This is a genomic window from Alphaproteobacteria bacterium, assembly GCA_033344895.1.
GTDB lineage: Bacteria > Pseudomonadota > Alphaproteobacteria > UBA8366 > Aestuariispiraceae > Pacificispira.
Genome location: JAWPMN010000001.1, coordinates 1,715,632 through 1,734,349, shown reverse-complemented (window position 1 = coordinate 1,734,349; position 18,718 = coordinate 1,715,632). Strand labels below are relative to the sequence as shown.

Sequence of the window (18,718 nt, the reverse complement as noted above, 5' to 3'; positions counted from 1 at the left end):
CGGCGTCATGACGGTATCCGACCCGCCCACTGCCGGACGATCCGGCCTTTCGCCACGTATTGCGCCCCTGGTTCTGCTGATCCTCGGCAGCATGTGGGGTCTCAACACCTCGTTGATCAAGCTGGCCGGACTGGAGGGCGTGCCGCCGATCGGCCTGTCGACGCTGCAGATGTCCGGCGCCGCCATCATCGTGGTGCTGTTCTGCCGCTGGCGCGGGATCGGTCTGCATTTCGACCGGGCGCATCTCTCCTATTATCTGCATGTCGGGATCCTCGGCACGGCCGTGCCCAGCGTCAATCTGGTCAACACGCTGCGCGAACTGCCCGCCGGCGTCATGGTGCTGGCCATCGCGACCGTGCCGCTGCTGACCTATCTCGGCAGTCTCGCCCTGCGGATGGAGCGATTCGATATCGGCCGCTTCCTGGGTGTGCTGCTGGGCCTGGCCGGCGTCGCGATGATCGTCCTGCCGCGCACCAGCCTGCCGGAAGCAGAGGATACGACATGGTTCCTGATCGGTATGATCACGCCCGTCCTGTATTCCTATTCCGCTATCGCGGCGGCCCGGCTGCGCCCCGACAATGGCAGTTCGGTCGGCCTGGCGGGCGGCATGCTGGTCTGCATAGCCGCCCTGTTATGGCCGATCGCGGCGCTGACGGCGCAGATCTATCTGCCGAATGTCGTCGCGCCGGACACGGCAACGGTGTGCATCGCCATCGTGACCCTGGTCACGGCACTGGCTTACTTCCTGTATTTCGAACTGATCCGGGCGATCGGTCCGGTCAGCATCAGCGTCGTCGGCTATGTCGTCACCCTGACCGGCATGATCTTCGGGATGATCTTCTTCGGGGAGAGCCATTCCGGCTGGGTCTGGGGTGCCGCCGCGCTGATCTTCACCGGGCTCGCCCTCGTCAACGGCCGACAGGCCGCCGGCGCGCTGATGAGTTCTGTGAAGGGATAGGCCGGGTTTCGTGTTCCTGCGAAAGCAGGAGCGCCCGAACCGGCTATTCGTAAACCGCGACAGGGTCGCCTAGAACATCCATCACCGGTTCGATCCCCAGGCCGGGTCGGTCGGAGACGATCAGGCATCCGTCGGCAATTGTGGGCGCGCCGGTAGCGATTTCACCGTCATTGTAGTTCTGCAGATCGGTGGTGTTCAGCAGCATGTCCGGCGGGGTCGAGGCGGCAAGATGGGCGACGGCGGCCGACGCGATCTCCCCGCCCCAGACATCCTCAACCGTCATCGGCAGGCCGCGTGCGGCGCAGATATCGCGGATCAGGCGTGCCTTGGTCAGCCCGCCCTGCTTGGCGATCTTCACACAGATCGTGTCGCAGGCATCGTCGGCGATGGCCCGGAACAGGTCGTCCGGGGTCTTGATGGCCTCGTCCAGTTTCAGCGCATGGGACGTCCGGCGCCGCACCGACAGGCAGTCGTCATAGCTGTCGCAGGGTTATTCGAACGTGACATGCAGGTCTCTCGTTTCGTATGCGAAACGAAGGGCCTGATCCCGACGCCACCCACGATTGGCATCGACGATCAGCGATTCCCCCGGCCGCATCAGTGCGGCGACGGAACGGACCCGTGCAGCCTCCGCCGACGGGTCGCCGCCGACCTTCATCTGGAAATGCCTAAAGCCCTGCGCCCGGTAGTCGGCCAGCCGTGCGTCCAGATCGTCATGCGGCGGCTGCGGGATAGACCGGAAGATCGGCAGCGCCTCCGACCGACACCCGCCCAGCAGCATATGGCAGGGCACGCCCAGCGCCCGTCCCGCCAGATCCCAGCAGGCGACATCGATGGCGGATTTGGCATAGGCGTGACCCTGAAGCCAGCGGTCCATTTCCGCATCCACCGCCGCCGGATTGCGCGGATCGAGCCCCAGCAGGCGGGGCGCCAGTTCCGCCACCACTGCCGGGATGCCCTTGTCATGGGCCGGCAGATAGAAGGCGACCATCGGCGCGCTCTCCCCCCAGCCGGTCAGGCCCGTGTCGCTGTCCAGCGCCACGACATGGGCGGTCCCGGCATGCATCTCGAACCCCTTGCCCCAGCGCCAGGGCCCGCCCTTGATGGGCAGCGGCGCAGCATAGAGACGGATACGGGCGATTTTCATGGCGACCCCTAGGCGGCTGCGGAACGGCGGCGACCTTAGCCGCCTTGCAACTGTGTTGAAAAGCGTATGGATCGACTACCATTCCGGCAAACGGAAACGGGAAGGCGTCACGATGCTGTTGAAACGCGACGAGTTGGAAGCCATCCGGGACGGCCGGCCAACATCCGTCCACCGGGTCTGGCGACGGCCGACGGTGAAGGCGGGCGGGACGCTGAACACGCGGATCGGACAACTGGCAATCGACGCCGTGACGCCGGTGGACCTGGCCTCCCTGCCCGACGCAGTTCAGGCGCAACTGGCCGGACGCGACGGCCAGGCCTATCGCATCGACCTGCATCTTGCCGGGCCGGATCCAAGGATCGCCCTGCGGGAGGATGCCGATCTGACATCAGCGGATATCGCCGGGATCCGGACAAAACTGGCGCGACTGGACAAGGCCTCGGCACGCGGTCCCTGGACGATGGATGCCCTGACCCGCATCGCAGAACAGCCGGGCGTGGTCGCGAAGTCACTGGCGGCAGAGGCGGGGGTGGAGCGGGACCGGTTCAAGACCGACATCCGCAAGCTCAAGGCGATGGGCCTGACAATCAGCCTGGAAATCGGTTACCGCCTGTCGCCCCGCGGCAAGGCCTTTCTGGCCGCTTCCCTTCCCCGGGATGAGACCTAGCTTCCCACCGGAAGATGAGCGAGGGCAGGATGTCCAGGGACCCCAGACGCTGGCTGACGGTGACACCGCAGGGATTGTACTGTGCGGCGGGCGACTTCTATGTCGATCCGACGCGGCCGGTGGAGCGGGCCGTCATCACCCATGGCCATGCCGACCATGCCCGCGCGGGCCATGGCAAGGTGCTGGCAACGGCGGAAACCCTGGCGATCATGCAGAGCCGGTTCGGCGCGGACTGCTGGGGCGCGGCACAGGCGGTCGGCTTCGGCGAGCAGGTCGGGATCGGCAATGCGGCGGTCTCCCTGGCCCCCGCCGGGCATGTCCTGGGCAGCGCGCAGGCGGTGCTGGACCATGACGGCGGTCGGGTCGTCGTTTCCGGCGACTACAAGAGGCGGCGCGACCCGACCTGCGCGGAATTCGAGCCGGTGCCCTGCGATGTCTTCGTGACCGAGGCGACCTTCGCACTGCCCGTTTTCCGGCATCCGGACGATGCGGGCGAGATCGCGAAACTGCTCGATTCCTTGCGCCTGTTCCCGAACCGCACGCATCTGGTCGGCGCCTATGCGCTGGGCAAGGCGCAGCGGGTCATCCGCCTGCTGAGGGAGGCCGGGTATGACCGCACGATCTATCTGCACGGCGCGCTGGAGGCCTTGTGCACGCTTTATGAAGGTCTGGGCGTCGCGCTGGGACCGCTGGAACCGGTCGCCGGGAACAAGAAGGACAAGGCGGGCGAGATCGTGATGTGCCCGCCGGGCGCGCTGAACGACCGCTGGGCGGCGGGCTTCCCCGACCCGGTCACCGCCATGGCATCGGGCTGGATGCGGGTCCGGCAGCGCGCCCGCCAGCGCGGCGTCGAACTGCCGCTGATCCTGTCCGATCATGCCGATTGGGACGAGCTGACGCAGACCCTGCACGATGTCGGCGCGCCGCAGGTCTGGATCACCCACGGCCGGGAGGACGCACTGGCCCATTACGCGCAACAGGCCGGCTTCCAGACCGAGGCCCTGTCGCTGGTCGGGTTCGAGGAGGGCGAGGACGGATGAAGCGCTTCGCCGATCTGATGGAGCGGCTGGTCTATACCGGCGGGCGCAACGCCAAGCTGGCGATCCTGGCGGAGTATTTTCGCACCACGCCGGACCCGGACCGGGGCTGGGCGCTGGCCGCCCTGACCGACGGCTATGAGACGCGCCTTCTGACCCCGGCGGCGGTGCGCAAACTGGCCGAGGCGCGGACCGATCCGGTGCTGTTTCGCCTGTCCTACGATTATGTCGGCGACCTGGCCGAGACGACCGCGCTGATCTGGCCGGACACGGATGAAGGCCCCGTCGATCCCCCGCCCCTGTCCGAGGTCATCGACACGCTGGCCGGGACCAGCCGCGCCCGCGCGCCGCAGCATGTGGCCGATTGGCTGGACCGGCTGGACGGGTCCGGGCGCTATGCGCTGCTGAAACTGCTGATGGGCGGATTGCGGGTCGGCGTATCGGCCCGGCTGGCAAAGACCGCCCTGGCGCAATATGGCGGCAAACCGGTCGAGGAAATCGAGGAGTTGTGGTTCGGGCTGACCCCGCCCTATGGCGATCTGTTCGCCTGGCTGGACGGCCGAACCGCGGCACCGCAGGTCGATACCAGTACGCTGTTCCGCCCGGTCATGCTGGCCAATCCGCTGGAGGACGGAGACCTGGACCGCCTGGCCCCGGCGGAATACCGCGCCGAATGGAAGTGGGACGGGATACGCGTCCAGCTGGCCGCGAAACACGGGGAGGCACGCCTGTTCACCCGCACCGGCGACGAGATCGGCCCGGCCTTTCCGGACATCGCCACCCGGGCGGATTTCGACGCGGTGCTGGATGGCGAACTGCTGGTCCGTCGGGACGGCGAGATTCGCCCCTTCAACGATCTGCAGCAGCGCCTGGGCCGCAAGACGGTCACGGCCGCCATGCTGCGCGACTATCCGGCCCATCTGCGGGTTTACGACATCCTGTTCCATGGCGACCGGGATTTGCGGCCCGACCCGTTCGATACCCGGCGCGCGGAACTGGAAGCCTTCGTCACCGGTCTGAACCGCGACTGGCTGGACCTGTCGCCCCTGGTGCCTTTCGACGACTGGGGTGTCCTGCGCGCGATCTGGGACGGAACGCGGGAGGCCGGGATCGAGGGGTTAATGCTGAAACGGGCCGACGCGCCCTATACCGCCGGGCGCCCGAAAGGACCCTGGTTCAAATGGAAGCGCGCGCCGCTGACGGCCGATTGCGTGCTGATGTATGCCCAGCGCGGCCATGGAAAGCGCTCGTCGCTGTATTCCGACTTCACCTTCGGCTGCTGGCGCGACGGGGCCGACGGCGCCCCGGAACTGGTCCCGGTCGGCAAGGCCTATTCAGGCTATACCGACGCGGAGCTCAGGGAGATCGACCGCTGGATCCGCCGCAACACGGTGGAGAAGTTCGGCCCCGTCCGCTCGGTCACACCCGAGATCGTGATGGAAGTGGCATTCGATTCCGTCCACCCGTCGAAACGCCACAAATCCGGCATTGCCATGCGCTTTCCGCGCATCCACCGCCTGCGCACCGACAAGCCGGCGGTGGAGGCGGACCGGGTCGAGACCCTGGCGGCGATGATAGAGGGATAAGACGGGGCCCTAACCGCGTTCCCCGCGCATCGCCCGGACTTCCGCGCGCAGCGCCTTCAGCTCGGTCATGATCTCCTTATGCTCGCTTCCAAGCTCGCCGCGGGTTTCGGCTTCGGCGGCCTTGTGCTCTTGGCTCATGCTGTCGACGATGATGGCGATGAACAGGTTCAGGACCGCGAAGGTGGTCAGCAGGATAAAGACCACGAAGAACAGCCAGGCCTGGGGATAGACTTCCATCACCGGCCGGACGATCCCCATGGACCAGCTTTCCAGCGTCATGATCTGGAACAGGGAATAGACGGATTCCCCGATGGTCCCGAACCAGTCCGGAAAGGCCTCGCCGAACAGCTTGGTCGCCATGACCGAGGCGATGTAGAAGACCAGCGACAGCAGCATGATGACCGATCCCATGCCCGGAATGGCGCGCAGCAGGGCCTGCACGACCAGCCGCATGGAGGGCACCACCGACACCAGCCGCAGCGCGCGCAGGATGCGCAGCGCCCGCAATACCGACACGCCCTCGCCCGCCGGCACCAGGGTCACGCTGACAATGACAAAGTCGAATACGTTCCAAGCGCTCTTGAAGAAGGACAGGCGATAGACCGCGAGTTTCAGAAGTATCTCGACGACGAAGATCGCCAGTGCGATCTTGTCCAGTGTCTTCAGCAGCCCGCCGGCATGGGCCATCGCCGTTTGCGATGTTTCCAGGCCGAGGATCAGGGCATTGGCCACGATCACCCCTGTGATCGCGTTCTGAAACGCCCGTGATTCAATCAGCGCCTTGATACGGTCCATGAAAATGCGGCCTCCTCACGCCCACAATGTTGCGCGGCATAAGAAGGGGGTAACGGTCGGAAAATCAAGCGCCGGCAGCGCCTGCAATGGCCTGATTCGTCGCCGCCCAGATGCAGAGCTGCGGATAGGTCGGTTCTTCCAGCCCGATCAGAGGCAGGCCGGTCTCTTCCCGGAAGGCCCGGAAGGTTTCGGCGGTAAAGCTTTCCACCGGGACTCCCTTTGCGATGGCCCAGTCGACCGCCTCGATCTCCTGCCCCCAATAGCCCACGCGCGGGGCCGGAACATTGCCGTGGATCGTCTGCATATGGGCGATCTTGGGGTCGTTCCGATAGGTCCGCCAGATATCTACGTAGAGGAAATCCACCGGCACCACCGCCGGGTCGTGACGATATGTCAGCAGGTCATGCTCGACGATCTCGACCTTGTCGCGGGTCGGCCAGTCATCCAGGCCCGCGAAATCCTGCGCCAGGGCGATGACTTCGGCGTCACGTTCGACCACGGTTACCTTGGTGACTTCCGGCTTGGCAGCGACAGCATAGGCCATGATCGCCATGCCCAGTCCGCCGATCAGTACATGACCCGACGCGGCCTCCAGATGCGGCCACTGGCTTTCGATTTCCATCGGGTTGACGGTCATCCAGGCGTCGTTGTTGCGCATCAGCCCGAACTGCATGTGCCGGATCTGACGGTGCCCTAGGAAATAGCCGGGACCGGCCGGAAAATAGGCCTGCCACAGTTTCCAGTTCGCGCCCTGGGCCTTGCGGAATTTCGGGATCGGGAACGGCGCATAAGGCAGCGCCGGCCGGTCGCCCACCGGCTCCGGTACATAGGATTCCACAATCGGCACCGCATCCCCCAGCATCATCGTCTCCTCGCCTCACCGTATCGATGCGACCCTAGGGTGCGATCACCTTGACGTCACGTCTTTTCCGACATTTCTCCCGCCTCCGCCAGCGCCTGCCACAGCGCCTCTCCCACCAGGCCGCCCCGGCGGTCTCGTCGACGCATTACCATCAGGCGCGAATGGCGCACCGGATAGCCGGCGAGGTCGAGCCGGACCAACGCGCCTGACTCCAGATCCTGCCGGATCATATGTTCCGGCATGCCGCCCCAGCCCATGCCGGCCAACAGAATCTCCCTCTTCGCTGCGAAGTCCGTCACGGTCCAGCGCAGCCCGTCCGGCAGGACGTCGCGGGTCTGGTCATAGGCGCCGCGCCCGGTCCCTGCCACGACGACCTGAACAAAGGCGCGCATGGCCGCGTTTTCGATCGGTCCGGTGCCCGGCGCGGGACCATAGCCCGGGCGTGCAACGGGAATGATGTCGAGCTCCAGAAAGGGCACGCCCTCGACCTCGTCCAGCGGTGCGCTGTTGTCCGGGGCAACGATGATATCCGCCGTGCCATGCATCAGCCGGTCTGCCGCACCGCCCAGAACATCCGTCGCCAGCTTGATATGCGTCTGCGGATAACGGCGTCCCACATCGCCGACAATCGACAGGATCGGCGCCATCGGACAGGTGGCGGATACGGACAGCGCGACTTCCGGCTCCTGCCGTTCGGCCAGCCGGTCCGCCAGGGTCTGCAGCTCCTGCATCTGGTTCAGCACGATACAGGCCTGACGGTGGAAGGCCCGTCCCGCGGGCGTCAGGACCGGTCGGTAACCGTCGCGCGACAGCAGGGTCACGCCCGTCACCGTTTCCAGCTGCTTGATCATGTGGCTGACCGCCGGCTGGGTCTTGTGCAGCCTTTCCGCCGCGGCGCGGAACGTCCCCTCGCCGACCACGGCTTGCAGGACGCGCAATTGTTCGTGGGTGATCACGGTTCTCGCCCAATATGATTAGTTCATTTTATCAAGTTTATCAGAAACTATCATTATCTATCTATCATTTATCGCGCCAGATTGAGGGGGCCGGATCGGAATTCGGACCGGCCTCAACCGTCTCACTACTGGAAGGCTGACGATCATGAAGCTTTATATGAAACCCGGTGCCTGTTCCCTGGCCTCTCATATCGCGCTGCGCGAAGTCGGCGCCGCGTTCGATCTGGACCAGGTCGACACCGACGCCAAGACGACCGCCGACGGTTCGGATTACCGGAACGTCAATGCCAAGGGCTATGTCCCGGCGCTGCAACTGGACAGCGGCGAGGTCCTGACCGAGGGCGCGTCGATCCTGCAATACATTGCCGATACGAATCCCGGCAGCGGCCTGGCGCCGGCTGCCGGCACCGTCGAGCGGGCGCGCCTTCAGGAGCACCTGAACTATATCGCATCGGAACTGCACAAGGCCTTCGGCCCGTTCTTCCATGCCGGTGCCAGCGACGCCGACAGACAGTCCGCGGGCAAGGCCGTGGCGCAGAAGTTCGATTATATCGAAAGCCTGCTGGCCGACGGTCGGGCCCACCTGCTGGGCAGCGCCTTCACGGTTGCCGACGCCTATCTGTTCGTCGTGTCGAACTGGGCGAATTTCGTCGGCATCGACCTGGCGGGCTGGCCGAAGCTGAAGGCCTTCGTCGCGCGGGTGGCCGCCCGTCCGACCACCCAGGCCGCGCTGACCGCCGAGGGACTGGTCTGAGCGATGAATACGGACACGGCCCATCGCGCCATTCTCGGCCTGATGCAGACCTATTTCGACGGTCTCTATCACGCCGACACCAAGCGCCTCGGTGAGATCTTCCATCCGGACGCCCGTTACGTGAACACGGTCGACGGACATCGCACCAACCTGTCGGTGCCGGAATATTTCGCCCTGGTCGACGCCCGGACCCCGCCGTCGCAGACCGGACAGGTCCGCCGCGACAGGGTTCTGGCCATCCAGATCGGCGGCCCGAACATGGCCTTTGCCAGGGTCGAAATGGCGATGATGGGCCGGGTCTATACCGACTTCCTGACGCTGGTTTTCGACCGGGACCGCTGGTGGATTCTGGCCAAGGTATTTCATTTCGAAACTGAAACATGAAGGAAAATCCATGCCCTATGTGAACATCAAGGTAACCCGCGAAGGCGGCCCGGCGGGCACCGGCCCGTCGGTGGAGCAGAAGAAGGCGCTGATCGCCGGGGTCACCGATCTGCTGGTCCGCGTCCTTGACAAGGACCCGGCCACGACCTTTGTGGTCATCGACGAGGTCAGCCTCGACAACTGGGGGCTTCGGGGCATCCCGACCCGCGAATACCGGGCGCAGCAGGCCCGATAGAGCAACGCCGCAACGGGCGTCGGAACGAAAGGGTGGAACAGCCATGTTGAAAACCGGACTGACCGATCTTCTGGGGATCGAACACCCCGTCGTTCTGGCGCCCATGGCGGGCGTCAGCGGCGCCGAACTGGCCGCGGCGGTCTCCACCGCCGGTGGACTGGGCCTGCTGGGCGGCGGCTATTGCGACAGCGCCTGGATCCGTCAGGAACTGGACGCATTGCGCGGCAAGCGTTTCGGCTTCGGCGCCATCACCTGGGCCCTGGATCAGGATCCGGGCGTCCTGGACGTCGCCTTGTCCTATGGGCCGGAGGCGGTGTTCCTGTCCTTCGGCGACATCGCCCCCTATGCCGGCAAGGTGCGCGATGCGGGCGTCACGCTGATCGCTCAGGTTCAGACCGTCGAAGGCGCGAAAGACGCCGCCGACAAGGGCGCGGATATCATCGTGGCGCAAGGGACCGAAGCCGGCGGCCATGGCGGCGCGCGGGCCACCCTGCCCCTGGTCGCCGCCGTGGTCGATGCCGTGCCCGACCGACCGGTCCTGGCGGCGGGCGGCATCGCCGACGGCCGCGGGCTGGCCGCCGCCCTGATGCTGGGGGCGCAGGGCGTACTGGTCGGTACCGCCTTCTGCGCGGCCGAGGAATCGCTGGCCAGGCCCGGCGCCAAAAAGACCATGGAAACCGCCAGCGGCGACCGCACGATCCGTAGCACGGTCTTCGACATCGCCCGTGACAAGGACTGGCCGAAGGACTGGAATCTGCGCACGCTGCGCAATGATTTCACCGACCGCTGGCATGACGACCCCGCCGCCATGCTGCCCCAGGTCGACACCATCCGCGCCGCCTACAATGCCGCCCTGGACAAGGGTGACTTCAACGAGGCGGCCGTGATCGTCGGCGAGGCGATCGATCTGGTCCATGCCGTCGAACCCGCCGCCGACATCCTGCAGCGCATCGTCCGGCAGGCGGAAGACCGCATCGCCGGGGCGCTGACCTTCCTGCGCACGCCGTGATTGGGGTTGCTGAAGACAGATGATCCGCCATTTCGTCTTTTTCACCGCCCGGGACGGGGTCGACGCCGAACGCCTGCGCGACGGTCTGTCGATCCTGACCGACATCCCCCATGCCCGCCTACTGGAAGTCGGCCTGAACCAGAAGACCGACCCCCTGAGCCGCGAGGTCGATATCGTGGTCTATGGCGAATTCGACGACGAGGCGGCCCTGGCGGCCTACAAGGCGCATCCGATCTATCGTCAGTCCATCGAACGGGTCCGTCCGCTGCGCGAAATGCGCCTTGCCGCCAATTTTGACGCGCAGGCGGCCGTTACCGCGCCGCGGATCGATCATGAGGCGGGCTAAGGAAACGCGCCTTCAGGAGCGTTCGTCCGGCTGCTTGTCGCGGCCGATCGATTCCGCCGCGACGGTCCCCGTTTCGGACAGGGTCTGCGCCGCGACGGCAGACCGCGTGAAGGTGACCCGATCCTCGCGCGCCACCGGACCGCGGCGCAGCAGGCGCCACAGGACGAAGGCGACCAGCGCGCCGTGGATCAGCGCGGTATAGGTGAACAGCGCCGGAAACGGCAGGCCGGATTGCAGCAGGGACGCCAGCACCGGCCCCATCGCCGCCCCGGCACCGAAGACCAGCAGCAGGCCGCTGGACACTTCGACCATCTGGTCGGGTCTGGCATGGTCGTTGGCATGGGCGACGGACAGCGCATAGACCGGCATCGCCCCGGCCCCCAGCAGGGCGCCGATGCCCAGCAGCGCCCAGAGATTGTCCCCCGCAAGGAAGGTCAGGGCGAGGCCGGCGACGCAGGCCAGCGCCGCCGCGGCGATCACGACATAGCGGCGGTCGACCCGGTCGGACAGCGCCCCGAAGGGCCATTGCGCCACCGCCCCGCCTAGCACGATCGCGCTCATGAACAGGCCGACACCGGACGGGTCGAGGCCGTGCGACTGGGCGAAGAGCGGCGCCAGCGCCCAGAAGGCGCCATTCGCGAACCCGACCGCCGCGCAGCCGACGAAGCCCACCGGAGAAATCCGGTAGAGGCGCTTCAGATTGGCCCGGATCGGGGTCGCCGGGCTCGGTGAGGCCGAGGTGGTGAAGGCCAGCGGCAGCGCCGATACCGAGATCAGGATCGATGTGACCGCGAACAGCAGAAACGTCTCCGGCGATGCCAGCCCGACCATCATCTGCCCGATCGTCACCACCGTCAGATTGACGATGGTATAGACTGAAAACACCGTCCCGCGATTGGCATTGGTGGATTTCTCGTTCAGCCAGCTTTCGATGACGATGTACAGAACGGCGAAGCAATAGCCGGTGATCCCGCGCAGGGCGGCCCAAAGATAGGGTTCCGGCATCATGGCATGCAGCAGCGCCGTTACCGAGGTCAGCGACGCCATCGCCATGAAGGTGCGGATATGCCCGCCGCGGCTCAACAGATAGGGCCCGGTGAAGCAGCCGATTGTGAAGCCCAGAAAATAGAAGGTCCCCTGGACGCCGATCTGCAGATTGGAGAAGGATTCCGCTACGCCCCGGATCGGCAACAGCGTCCCCTGCAGCCCGTTGCCCATCAGCAGCAACGCCACGCTGACCAGCAACGCCGCCACCGGCGCCAGGGCCCCCCGCAACGCCATCCCGCCGGTCTGGCTTTCTCCCCGTTTCATGCAACCTCCGCTTGTCGCGACTCCCTGGCGCTCCACGATGGTCAGGGTGTTCGCATTTCCCGCAGGATGCAACAGGGCCAAAGCCCGGCAGGGTTCGGGAGACCGGTCCGGCCCCCCGATTCCGCATCAGATATAGAAGGGCGAATTCATCTCACGGCTCGCCGCCGCCGTCGGCTTGGCATCAAAGACCCGCGTGTAGAACGCGGCGTTCAGCGCCTTTGCTTCGGTCGGGAAATAGTTCAGCGCGAAGGAAGTCGCGTTCTCGACCGTATCGAAAGCATAGATCCCGCCCGGCGTGCCGGTATGCAGGCCGCTGAGCCACGTCTTCGACATCAGGCCCGGTTGCTGTTTCAGGACCGGATTGAACTGGCGCCAGGGCGCATTGTCGAACGGCAGGGCGCTCAGCCAGACCTCCGTATAGACGAAGGCGCCCGGTTCCGCGTCCAGCGTGCCACCCGGATAATGGACCGAGTTCATCTCCCGGCTGGCCTCTTCCGTCGCGACGGCGTCGAAGATGCGCGTTGTCTGGGCAACCCCGAACTTCCGCGCCTCGTCCGGGAAGTAGCCGGTCACGAAGGCCTCGGCATCGGCCACCGTCTCGAAACTGTAGATGCCGCCGGCCGAGTTGTTGCCGACACCGCTGAGCCAGGTCTTGTTCCGGAATCCCGGCAGGGCGCGGATCGCGGCATTGATGTCCCGCCAGGGGACCTGGTCGAAGGGCACGGAAATCTGCAATTCCGTGTAAACGAAGGCTTCCTGTTTCATTCTCTCTTCCTTTGATTGCGTCTGAATGTCCGCCGCCGCCATGCGGAACGGGATGCCGGCGAGTGCCGCGCCAAGACCGAGACCGAGACCGGCGGCACCGGCCCTCAGGACCCCGCGGCGGTCGATCCCGGCACTTGATCCGGGGGATTTCGAATTCATCGTGACCTCTCGATTGTTGAAAACGACCGTCCTGCGCATTAACATAACGATCGCTATGTCAATTAATATAGCGGTCGCTATGTTTCAATGAGAAATATAGTGATCGGTATCTTTTTGGTGGATGATGGCCAGAAATCCGGACCGAAAGCGGGATACACAGCAGAAAATGGTGGATGCGGCGTCGCGCCTGTTCCGCCGCAACGGCTATGACGGCATCGGTGTTGCAGGGGTGGCGAAGGAAGCCGGGGTGACCTCCGGCGCCTTCTACGACCATTTCGGATCGAAGGACGGCGCTTTTACCGCCGCGCTCTGCGCCGGACTGGACGAAGTGATCGAGGCCGTGCCCGTATTCCAGGCGGAACACGGCGCGGACTGGGTCGCCGCCTTCGCCGACTATTATCTGGGCGCCGCCCATCGCGGCGATGACGACCGGTTATGCGCCATGACCGCGCTGTCCCCCGACGTCGCCCGTGCCGGGCCGGAGATCAAAGCCGCCTATGACGAAAAGATGGGCCGCATCGTCGACCTGATCGCGCAGGGCCTGGACGGCGACACCGATGCCAACCGCCGCCGCCGCGCCTGGCAACTCCTCAGCACCCTGATCGGCGGCCTGACCCTCGCCCGCGCCACCGGCTCACCTGAACGGGCTGCGGAGATTGCAGCGGATGTGATCGCGGCGGCGAAGGGGGATTAACCCCGCACCGGCACCCGTCGATAGCCCAGCGCCTCCGCCACATGGACGCGGCGCACCGTGCCTTCGTCCTGCAGGTCGGCAAGGGTGCGGGCGACGCGCAGGACGCGGTGGTAGGCGCGGGCGGAGAGTTTGAGGCGGTCGGCGGCTTCGGTCAGGAGCTTGCGGCCCTCGGCATCCGGGGTGGCGATGTCCTGCAGGATCTGGCCGTCGGCCTGGGCGTTGGTGCGCGGCCGGCCGTCGACCGGATAGTCGGCGAAGCGGCGGGTCTGGCGCAGGCGGGCGGCGGCAACACGAGCAGCGACCTCCCGCGAGCCCTCGGCCGGCGGCGGGCGGTCCAGGTCGCTGGCGCGCACGGCAGGCACGTCGACGGTCAGGTCGATGCGGTCGAACAGCGGCCCGGAAATCTTCGCCTGATAATCGGCGGCGCAGCGTGGCGCGCGGCTGCAGGCTAGGTCGGGATCGTCCAGATGGCCGCAGCGGCAGGGATTCATCGCGGCAACAAGCTGAACCCGCGCCGGATAGGTGACATGGGCGTTGACCCGCGCGACCACCGCGCGGCCCGTCTCCAGCGGCTGGCGGAGCGATTCCAACGCGCCGCGCTGGAATTCCGGCAATTCGTCCAGAAACAGCACGCCGTTATGGGCCAGCGAGACCTCGCCCGGGCGCGCGCGCTGGCCGCCGCCAACCAGAGCCGGAGTGGAACTGGAATGATGCGGGTCGCGAAACGGCCGCGTATGGGACAGGCCATTGTCGATCATCAGCCCGGCGACGGAATGGATCATCGACACTTCCAGCGCCTCGGTCGGCGTCATCGGCGGCAAAATGCCGGGCAGGCGCGCGGCCAGCATGCTCTTGCCCGAACCCGGCGGGCCGATCATCAGCACGTTATATCTTGAATACCCGAACGCATTTGGATTATTCAGAAACTATGACAAAGACACGCGCTTACAGCTACGTCCGCTTCTCTACCCCAGAGCAAAGCCGTGGAGACAGCTACCGACGTCAGACAGAATTGAGCCGACAATTCGTTCAAGACCATCGCCTGGAACTCGATGAAACTCTCACTTTCCAAGACCTTGGCGTGTCAGCTTTCACCGGGCGAAACATCGATGGGGGGGCGTTGGGGGCGTTTGTCCAAGCCGTGGATGAAGGCCGTATCCGTCGCGGCTCATATCTCCTCGTGGAGAGCCTGGACCGCCTCAGTCGTGATCAAGTCCACAAAGCATTCCTTCAGTTCACATCGCTCCTTGAGAAAGGCATCGTGATAGCCACCCTTCAAGATGGAAAAGTCTACCATCCCGAGACTTTCTCCAACAACTTCGGCGACCTTATGGTCTCTTTGTCAGTGATGTATCGCGCACATGAAGAAAGCCTCACGAAGTCGAAACGGCTGAAAGCGGCATGGGCCATGAAGCGGCAGGACGTCTACGGTGGCGGGAAGAAACTGACAGCCCGCGCCCCGGCATGGCTGAAGCTGGCCGAGGATCGCCGTTCCTTCAATATCCTCGATGACCGGGCCGAGGTGATCCGCAGGATTTTCTCTCTGACACTGGAAGGGATCGGGGCTGGGAAAATTGCCTCTATCTTCAATGAAGAAAGAGTTCCTACATTCGGTCGCTCTCAAGGCTGGCAGGAGTCGTACATCAAAAAAATCCTGAGCAATGAGTCTGTCACCGGTGAGTTTCAGCCTATGCGGAAGGAGCGCACGGACGGAGGTTATGTTCGTCTTCCCGATGGAGACCCAATCCCCAACTACTTCCCCGCCGTTATTGATCGGGAGACCTTCCTCAAAGCCAAGATGATGCGGATCTCCAAACGGATCGAGGGGGGCAAGCGGGGTGAGCGGTTCTCCAACCTATTCACGGGCCTTGCGAAATGTGGTGTTTGTGGCGGGGCAATGCATTTCATCAACAAGGGGAAGGGTGAGCACTACCTCACCTGCTCCAATGCACGGCGGAAAGTAGGAAACTGCGCCGCCCCTTCATGGCAGCACAGGCCGGTTGAAGCCTTCATTTTATCAATGCTTCAGGAGGTGGACTATCGAGAACTTTTCCCCTCCGTCTATCAGGCCACAACTGACACCATCAAACGGCTTGATGCTGACCTCCTGGTGAAAGAGGAAGACCTCCGCAGGATCGTGGAACAGATAGACAATGTAGTCTCCCTGTTGGTCTGTCGCCCGGACAGTCCTGCCTTGATTGCGAAGCTGGATAACCTGGAGCAAGAAAGGGCTTATATGGAACAGGAGGTCTCGGCCCTTCGGCAACGGGTGGACCAAGAGCGCGACAGGTTGGAAAGCCTCCAGCATGACCACGGGGAGACCAAAGACGCCTTGGAGCGTCTCCGGGAGGTACAGCGGCACGGGGATGACAATGAGGCGTTCCGGCTCCGTAGTCGCCTCCATCAACTCCTGAAACGGACCCTCCGCTCCCTCACCTTCCGGCATATCTCCTACCGGGAGACGGAGTGGGAATGGGATGCTGAGAACACGCCCGTGCCCGAGGATCATTTCTTCATGTTCGTCCCCGAGACCCCGGAGACCGAGGGTAAGGACTGGCACGGGATGATTGAGATAGAGTTCATCAGCGTCCAGGGCATTCAACGCCACCTTTGGCTTGAGGCCGGACAGAAGGCCGCATGGGGCTTCAAGGTGGTCTCCGGTGAACTGGTGCCCGGGAGTGTTCGCTCCTATGGCCTGGAAGACGGCGGTACAGTTCAAGAAGCCGCGTGTGAGGTTGCGTAGGGAGACAAAGCGGAATGACCTGGAACCTTGATCCCCCGGACCTACCGGATACGCCGCTGGAGCGGGCCTTGATGCTCCAGAACATGTTGATTGCCGTGGCACAGAACGGCGACTTGGATCAGACCACCTATCACCAACTCCGCTCCGAGTTCATAGAAGGCGAGGCCCGCTCCCTGCTCCCCACCTTCATCCGGACTTGCCGTGACCAGGGGCAGCTATGGGGACACCTCAGGCAGGTTGCCTCCGGTGCGGGATCATGGGCGCAGCGGAAGAAACACATCTACGAAGCCTTCCAACCGCTCCTGGATCACCTGGAGGGCCGCAACAAGGCCCCGGCGGACACGGCCATTTCCGAGGCCCTGTCTTCCTTCAATCCCGATGGAGTCCACCGGGCATGGGAGAAGGCTTTGGCCAGACGGCATGAAGACCCCGAGGGAGCCATCACCGCCGCCCGGACGCTCCTTGAGACCGTCTGTAAACGCATCCTGGACGAAGCCGGGGAGACCTACGGGGACGATGACCTTCCCAAGCTGTACAGCAAGACAGCCAAGGTGCTGAACCTGTCTCCCTCGCAGCACACCGAGGAGACCTTCAAGGCCATCCTTGGCGGGTGTCATAACGTGGTCCAGAACCTCGGAACCCTTCGTAACAGGATCGGGGATGCTCATGGGCAGGGACGGAACCCGGTCAGACCAGCGCCACGCCATGCGGCCCTTGCGGTCAATCTTGCTGGGTCTATGGCGACCTTCCTGGTGGAGACTTGGCAGGGCCGGGGCGGATGACCGTCATGGGTTGGGCATGAAAAGCCGCTCTGGGAAATCAGCCCAAAACTGCCTCAGAGCATCGGCTATTTGATCGAACTCCGCTTCGGAAACGCTCAGGTTTTCATGGTCCGGGGCTTTGAGCCAGGAGCCCGCCCCGAGGTTATCAAATGGCCCCTTGAAGTATTGGGGATAGTCTTGGGCCAGTTCATCCAGCGACCGGCCTTTGCCGTGCTTATGGACGTTCACAATCAGCCGACAGGCGCTGACCAGCGGGAACCAAGGAGCCTGACGGAGCGGCCATCCCCATTCCTCCAGAACGTCAAATAGCTTCCCAATGTTGGGTTGCCAGCAGTTTCTTTCCACTTCGGCACGGTCAAAGGAATGGGCAAGTTGCCTTTCCATGAAGTCGCGGAAGTCTTTGTCCCATTGGTGAAACAAGGAAGCCAGGGCCCCGAGAGTCGTCTGTGTCTTCAAGTCACTGAGCATCATGTAGAAGTCCGCCCCGTGCTCAAAAGCGGCCTCGGCAGCAACAGACATATCCCCGTCGCCATAGGAAGGCATCGAGCCAATCCGTTCATACACCTCCTCTGAAAACCGGTTCGCCTCCTCCTCCATGTTGTTGAAGTTGCCAAGGACGCGGGCCTTCGTCTGCTCCATGTAGAAATCATGGCGAGCCAGAAGCAACTCCCGCTCGCCGGACCACAGATAGATTTGCGGTTCCATCATTGATCCTCCTGCAACACCAGCTTGCCCACAGACCCGCCCGGATAGTGGTGGTTCCCTATTGAGGTTTCCTGCCTGTTCAGGACGCCAATGCGGATTTGATCCAGGCGGTATGGTCCCCACAAGGTCAACTCCCTCCACCGCTTGGAGGTCTTCCAGTAGCCCCCGGTACTCTGTTCGTTACCGTCCGAGTCATACCAAGATGAATGGTCAACGTAGATTTGGTGCTTATCGAGTTTGTACCTCCACAGCGCCTTGGCCTTGGGATCGTACATCCAGGGTTCCCCGTAGTAGAACCCATGAACCCACTTTTCCAAGGGACGAGCCGTGAAGCGTTCAATCCGGTAGTCTCCGTCGTCGCCGGGACCGAGACGTTCTGTAGACCCCCAGTTCTTCGGATGCAGGAAGGGTATCCATATAACCGGCACCCCGGCTTGAATGTAACTTCGGGTGCGGTGCTCGAGGTTGTCATAGTCAACCCCTGTGTGCTGAAGTTCGAGAGCAAACCGTTGCCCCCGGGGGGACCACACCAGTACATCTGCCCGTCTGTCATCGGGAAGAGTTTGGACTTCGTGCTCCACTTCCGCCCTGAGACCGCGCCGAACAAACTCCTCCTTGAATAGTTTTTTGGCTTCACGGTGTTCATGGGTTTCACCCTTGCCCCAGGTGCAGTTGACCGGGGGCTTGTGGGCGAAGTGGTGAATTTTGATCCTGCCCTTCTTGAGAACCACAACAGCATGACAGTTTGGACACCTGTACTCAGGGCCCTTTTCCGCTGCATCTGCCTCCATGCGTTGGCCTTCAAGTATGGAAACCAGCATCC

19 protein-coding genes and 2 pseudogenes are annotated in these 18,718 nt (G+C 64.0%); 12 read left to right on the top strand and 9 right to left on the bottom strand.

Features of this window, described 5'->3' with window-relative positions; all coding sequences use genetic code 11:
- The first annotated feature begins 7 nt into the window (after nt 1-7).
- Nucleotides 8-958 carry a DMT family transporter gene (locus R8L07_08515; GenBank protein MDW3205575.1) on the top strand — a complete coding sequence of 317 codons (951 nt, stop codon included), beginning with the start codon at nt 8-10 and terminating at the stop codon, nt 956-958.
- Between the two features lie 43 nt (nt 959-1,001).
- Here the strand turns inward: R8L07_08515 and R8L07_08510 are convergent.
- A pseudogene (locus R8L07_08510) lies at nt 1,002-2,024 on the bottom strand (enolase C-terminal domain-like protein).
- Nucleotides 2,025-2,103: 79 nt separating this feature from the next.
- Between R8L07_08510 and R8L07_08505 the strand changes: the two are divergent.
- The 3 genes from R8L07_08505 to R8L07_08495 are packed head-to-tail and all read left to right on the top strand — an operon-like array spanning nt 2,104 to nt 5,395.
- Nucleotides 2,104-2,772: a hypothetical protein gene (locus R8L07_08505; protein MDW3205574.1), complete on the top strand. Its 669-nt coding sequence runs from the start codon at nt 2,104-2,106 to the stop codon at nt 2,770-2,772.
- A 29-nt stretch (nt 2,773-2,801) separates the two neighbouring features.
- Complete coding sequence (locus R8L07_08500; GenBank protein ID MDW3205573.1) at nt 2,802-3,812, top strand: ligase-associated DNA damage response exonuclease; 1,011 nt, start codon at nt 2,802-2,804, stop codon at nt 3,810-3,812.
- On the top strand, nt 3,809-5,395 hold the full coding sequence (locus R8L07_08495; protein MDW3205572.1) for a cisplatin damage response ATP-dependent DNA ligase: 1,587 nt from the start codon (nt 3,809-3,811) through the stop codon (nt 5,393-5,395). Before R8L07_08500 ends, R8L07_08495 begins: the two co-directional genes overlap by 4 nt.
- A gap of 9 nt (nt 5,396-5,404) precedes the next feature.
- Here R8L07_08495 and R8L07_08490 read toward each other — a convergent pair whose 3' ends face one another.
- The 3 genes from R8L07_08490 to R8L07_08480 all read right to left on the bottom strand — a co-directional run bounded on the left by R8L07_08490 (nt 5,405) and on the right by R8L07_08480 (nt 8,008).
- Entirely contained in the window at nt 5,405-6,190 is a 786-nt protein-coding gene (locus R8L07_08490) for an ion transporter (GenBank protein ID MDW3205571.1), read from the bottom strand.
- A 64-nt stretch (nt 6,191-6,254) separates the two neighbouring features.
- The gene (locus R8L07_08485) at nt 6,255-7,055 is read right to left on the bottom strand and encodes a hypothetical protein (GenBank protein ID MDW3205570.1); all 801 of its coding nucleotides are present in this window, start codon (nt 7,053-7,055) and stop codon (nt 6,255-6,257) included.
- Nucleotides 7,056-7,108: 53 nt separating this feature from the next.
- A complete protein-coding gene (locus tag R8L07_08480; protein ID MDW3205569.1) occupies nt 7,109-8,008 on the bottom strand; it encodes a LysR family transcriptional regulator in 900 nt (299 codons plus the stop codon).
- Between the two features lie 145 nt (nt 8,009-8,153).
- Between R8L07_08480 and gstA the strand changes: the two genes are divergently transcribed.
- Genes gstA through R8L07_08455 form a run of 5 tightly spaced genes read left to right on the top strand, consistent with a single transcriptional unit; the run spans nt 8,154 to nt 10,736 of the window.
- Nucleotides 8,154-8,762: a glutathione transferase GstA gene (gstA, locus tag R8L07_08475; protein ID MDW3205568.1), complete on the top strand. Its 609-nt coding sequence runs from the start codon at nt 8,154-8,156 to the stop codon at nt 8,760-8,762.
- A 3-nt stretch (nt 8,763-8,765) separates the two neighbouring features.
- A complete protein-coding gene (locus R8L07_08470; GenBank protein ID MDW3205567.1) occupies nt 8,766-9,146 on the top strand; it encodes a nuclear transport factor 2 family protein in 381 nt (126 codons plus the stop codon).
- A 10-nt stretch (nt 9,147-9,156) separates the two neighbouring features.
- Entirely contained in the window at nt 9,157-9,381 is a 225-nt protein-coding gene (locus R8L07_08465) for a 4-oxalocrotonate tautomerase family protein (protein MDW3205566.1), read from the top strand.
- A 43-nt stretch (nt 9,382-9,424) separates the two neighbouring features.
- Nucleotides 9,425-10,390 carry a nitronate monooxygenase gene (locus R8L07_08460; GenBank protein MDW3205565.1) on the top strand — a complete coding sequence of 322 codons (966 nt, stop codon included), beginning with the start codon at nt 9,425-9,427 and terminating at the stop codon, nt 10,388-10,390.
- A 19-nt stretch (nt 10,391-10,409) separates the two neighbouring features.
- Nucleotides 10,410-10,736, top strand: a complete 327-nt coding sequence (locus tag R8L07_08455) for a Dabb family protein (protein MDW3205564.1) — start codon at nt 10,410-10,412, stop codon at nt 10,734-10,736.
- A 12-nt stretch (nt 10,737-10,748) separates the two neighbouring features.
- On the opposite strand, the gene R8L07_08450 is transcribed toward R8L07_08455, so the two are convergent.
- Both R8L07_08450 and R8L07_08445 read right to left on the bottom strand, forming a co-directional pair.
- Nucleotides 10,749-12,047, bottom strand: coding sequence for an MFS transporter (locus tag R8L07_08450; protein ID MDW3205563.1), 1,299 nt, complete (start codon nt 12,045-12,047; stop codon nt 10,749-10,751).
- Nucleotides 12,048-12,173: 126 nt separating this feature from the next.
- On the bottom strand, nt 12,174-12,971 hold the full coding sequence (locus R8L07_08445) for a YdhR family protein (GenBank protein ID MDW3205562.1): 798 nt from the start codon (nt 12,969-12,971) through the stop codon (nt 12,174-12,176).
- A gap of 166 nt (nt 12,972-13,137) precedes the next feature.
- Between R8L07_08445 and R8L07_08440 the strand changes: the two genes are divergently transcribed.
- Nucleotides 13,138-13,665 carry a TetR/AcrR family transcriptional regulator gene (locus R8L07_08440; protein ID MDW3205561.1) on the top strand — a complete coding sequence of 176 codons (528 nt, stop codon included), beginning with the start codon at nt 13,138-13,140 and terminating at the stop codon, nt 13,663-13,665.
- Here R8L07_08440 and R8L07_08435 read toward each other — a convergent pair.
- Nucleotides 13,662-14,555, bottom strand: a pseudogene (locus tag R8L07_08435) (ATP-binding protein). The gene R8L07_08440 and the pseudogene R8L07_08435 sit on opposite strands and share 4 nt — an antisense overlap.
- A gap of 38 nt (nt 14,556-14,593) precedes the next feature.
- Between R8L07_08435 and R8L07_08430 the strand changes: the two are divergent.
- The gene (locus tag R8L07_08430; protein MDW3205560.1) at nt 14,594-16,408 is read left to right on the top strand and encodes a recombinase family protein; all 1,815 of its coding nucleotides are present in this window, start codon (nt 14,594-14,596) and stop codon (nt 16,406-16,408) included.
- Between the two features lie 14 nt (nt 16,409-16,422).
- Nucleotides 16,423-17,190 (top strand): abortive infection family protein, encoded by a 768-nt coding sequence (locus R8L07_08425; protein ID MDW3205559.1) that lies wholly within the window; start codon nt 16,423-16,425, stop codon nt 17,188-17,190.
- 3 nt (nt 17,191-17,193) lie between these two features.
- Here the strand turns inward: R8L07_08425 and R8L07_08420 are convergent, their stop codons facing one another.
- Together R8L07_08420 and R8L07_08415 are read right to left on the bottom strand one after the other, a co-directional pair.
- The gene (locus R8L07_08420) at nt 17,194-17,898 is read right to left on the bottom strand and encodes a hypothetical protein (protein MDW3205558.1); all 705 of its coding nucleotides are present in this window, start codon (nt 17,896-17,898) and stop codon (nt 17,194-17,196) included.
- On the bottom strand, nt 17,895-18,716 hold the full coding sequence (locus tag R8L07_08415) for a competence protein CoiA family protein (protein ID MDW3205557.1): 822 nt from the start codon (nt 18,714-18,716) through the stop codon (nt 17,895-17,897). The genes R8L07_08420 and R8L07_08415 overlap by 4 nt, the downstream gene beginning before the upstream one ends.
- Nucleotides 18,717-18,718: the final 2 nt, after the last annotated feature.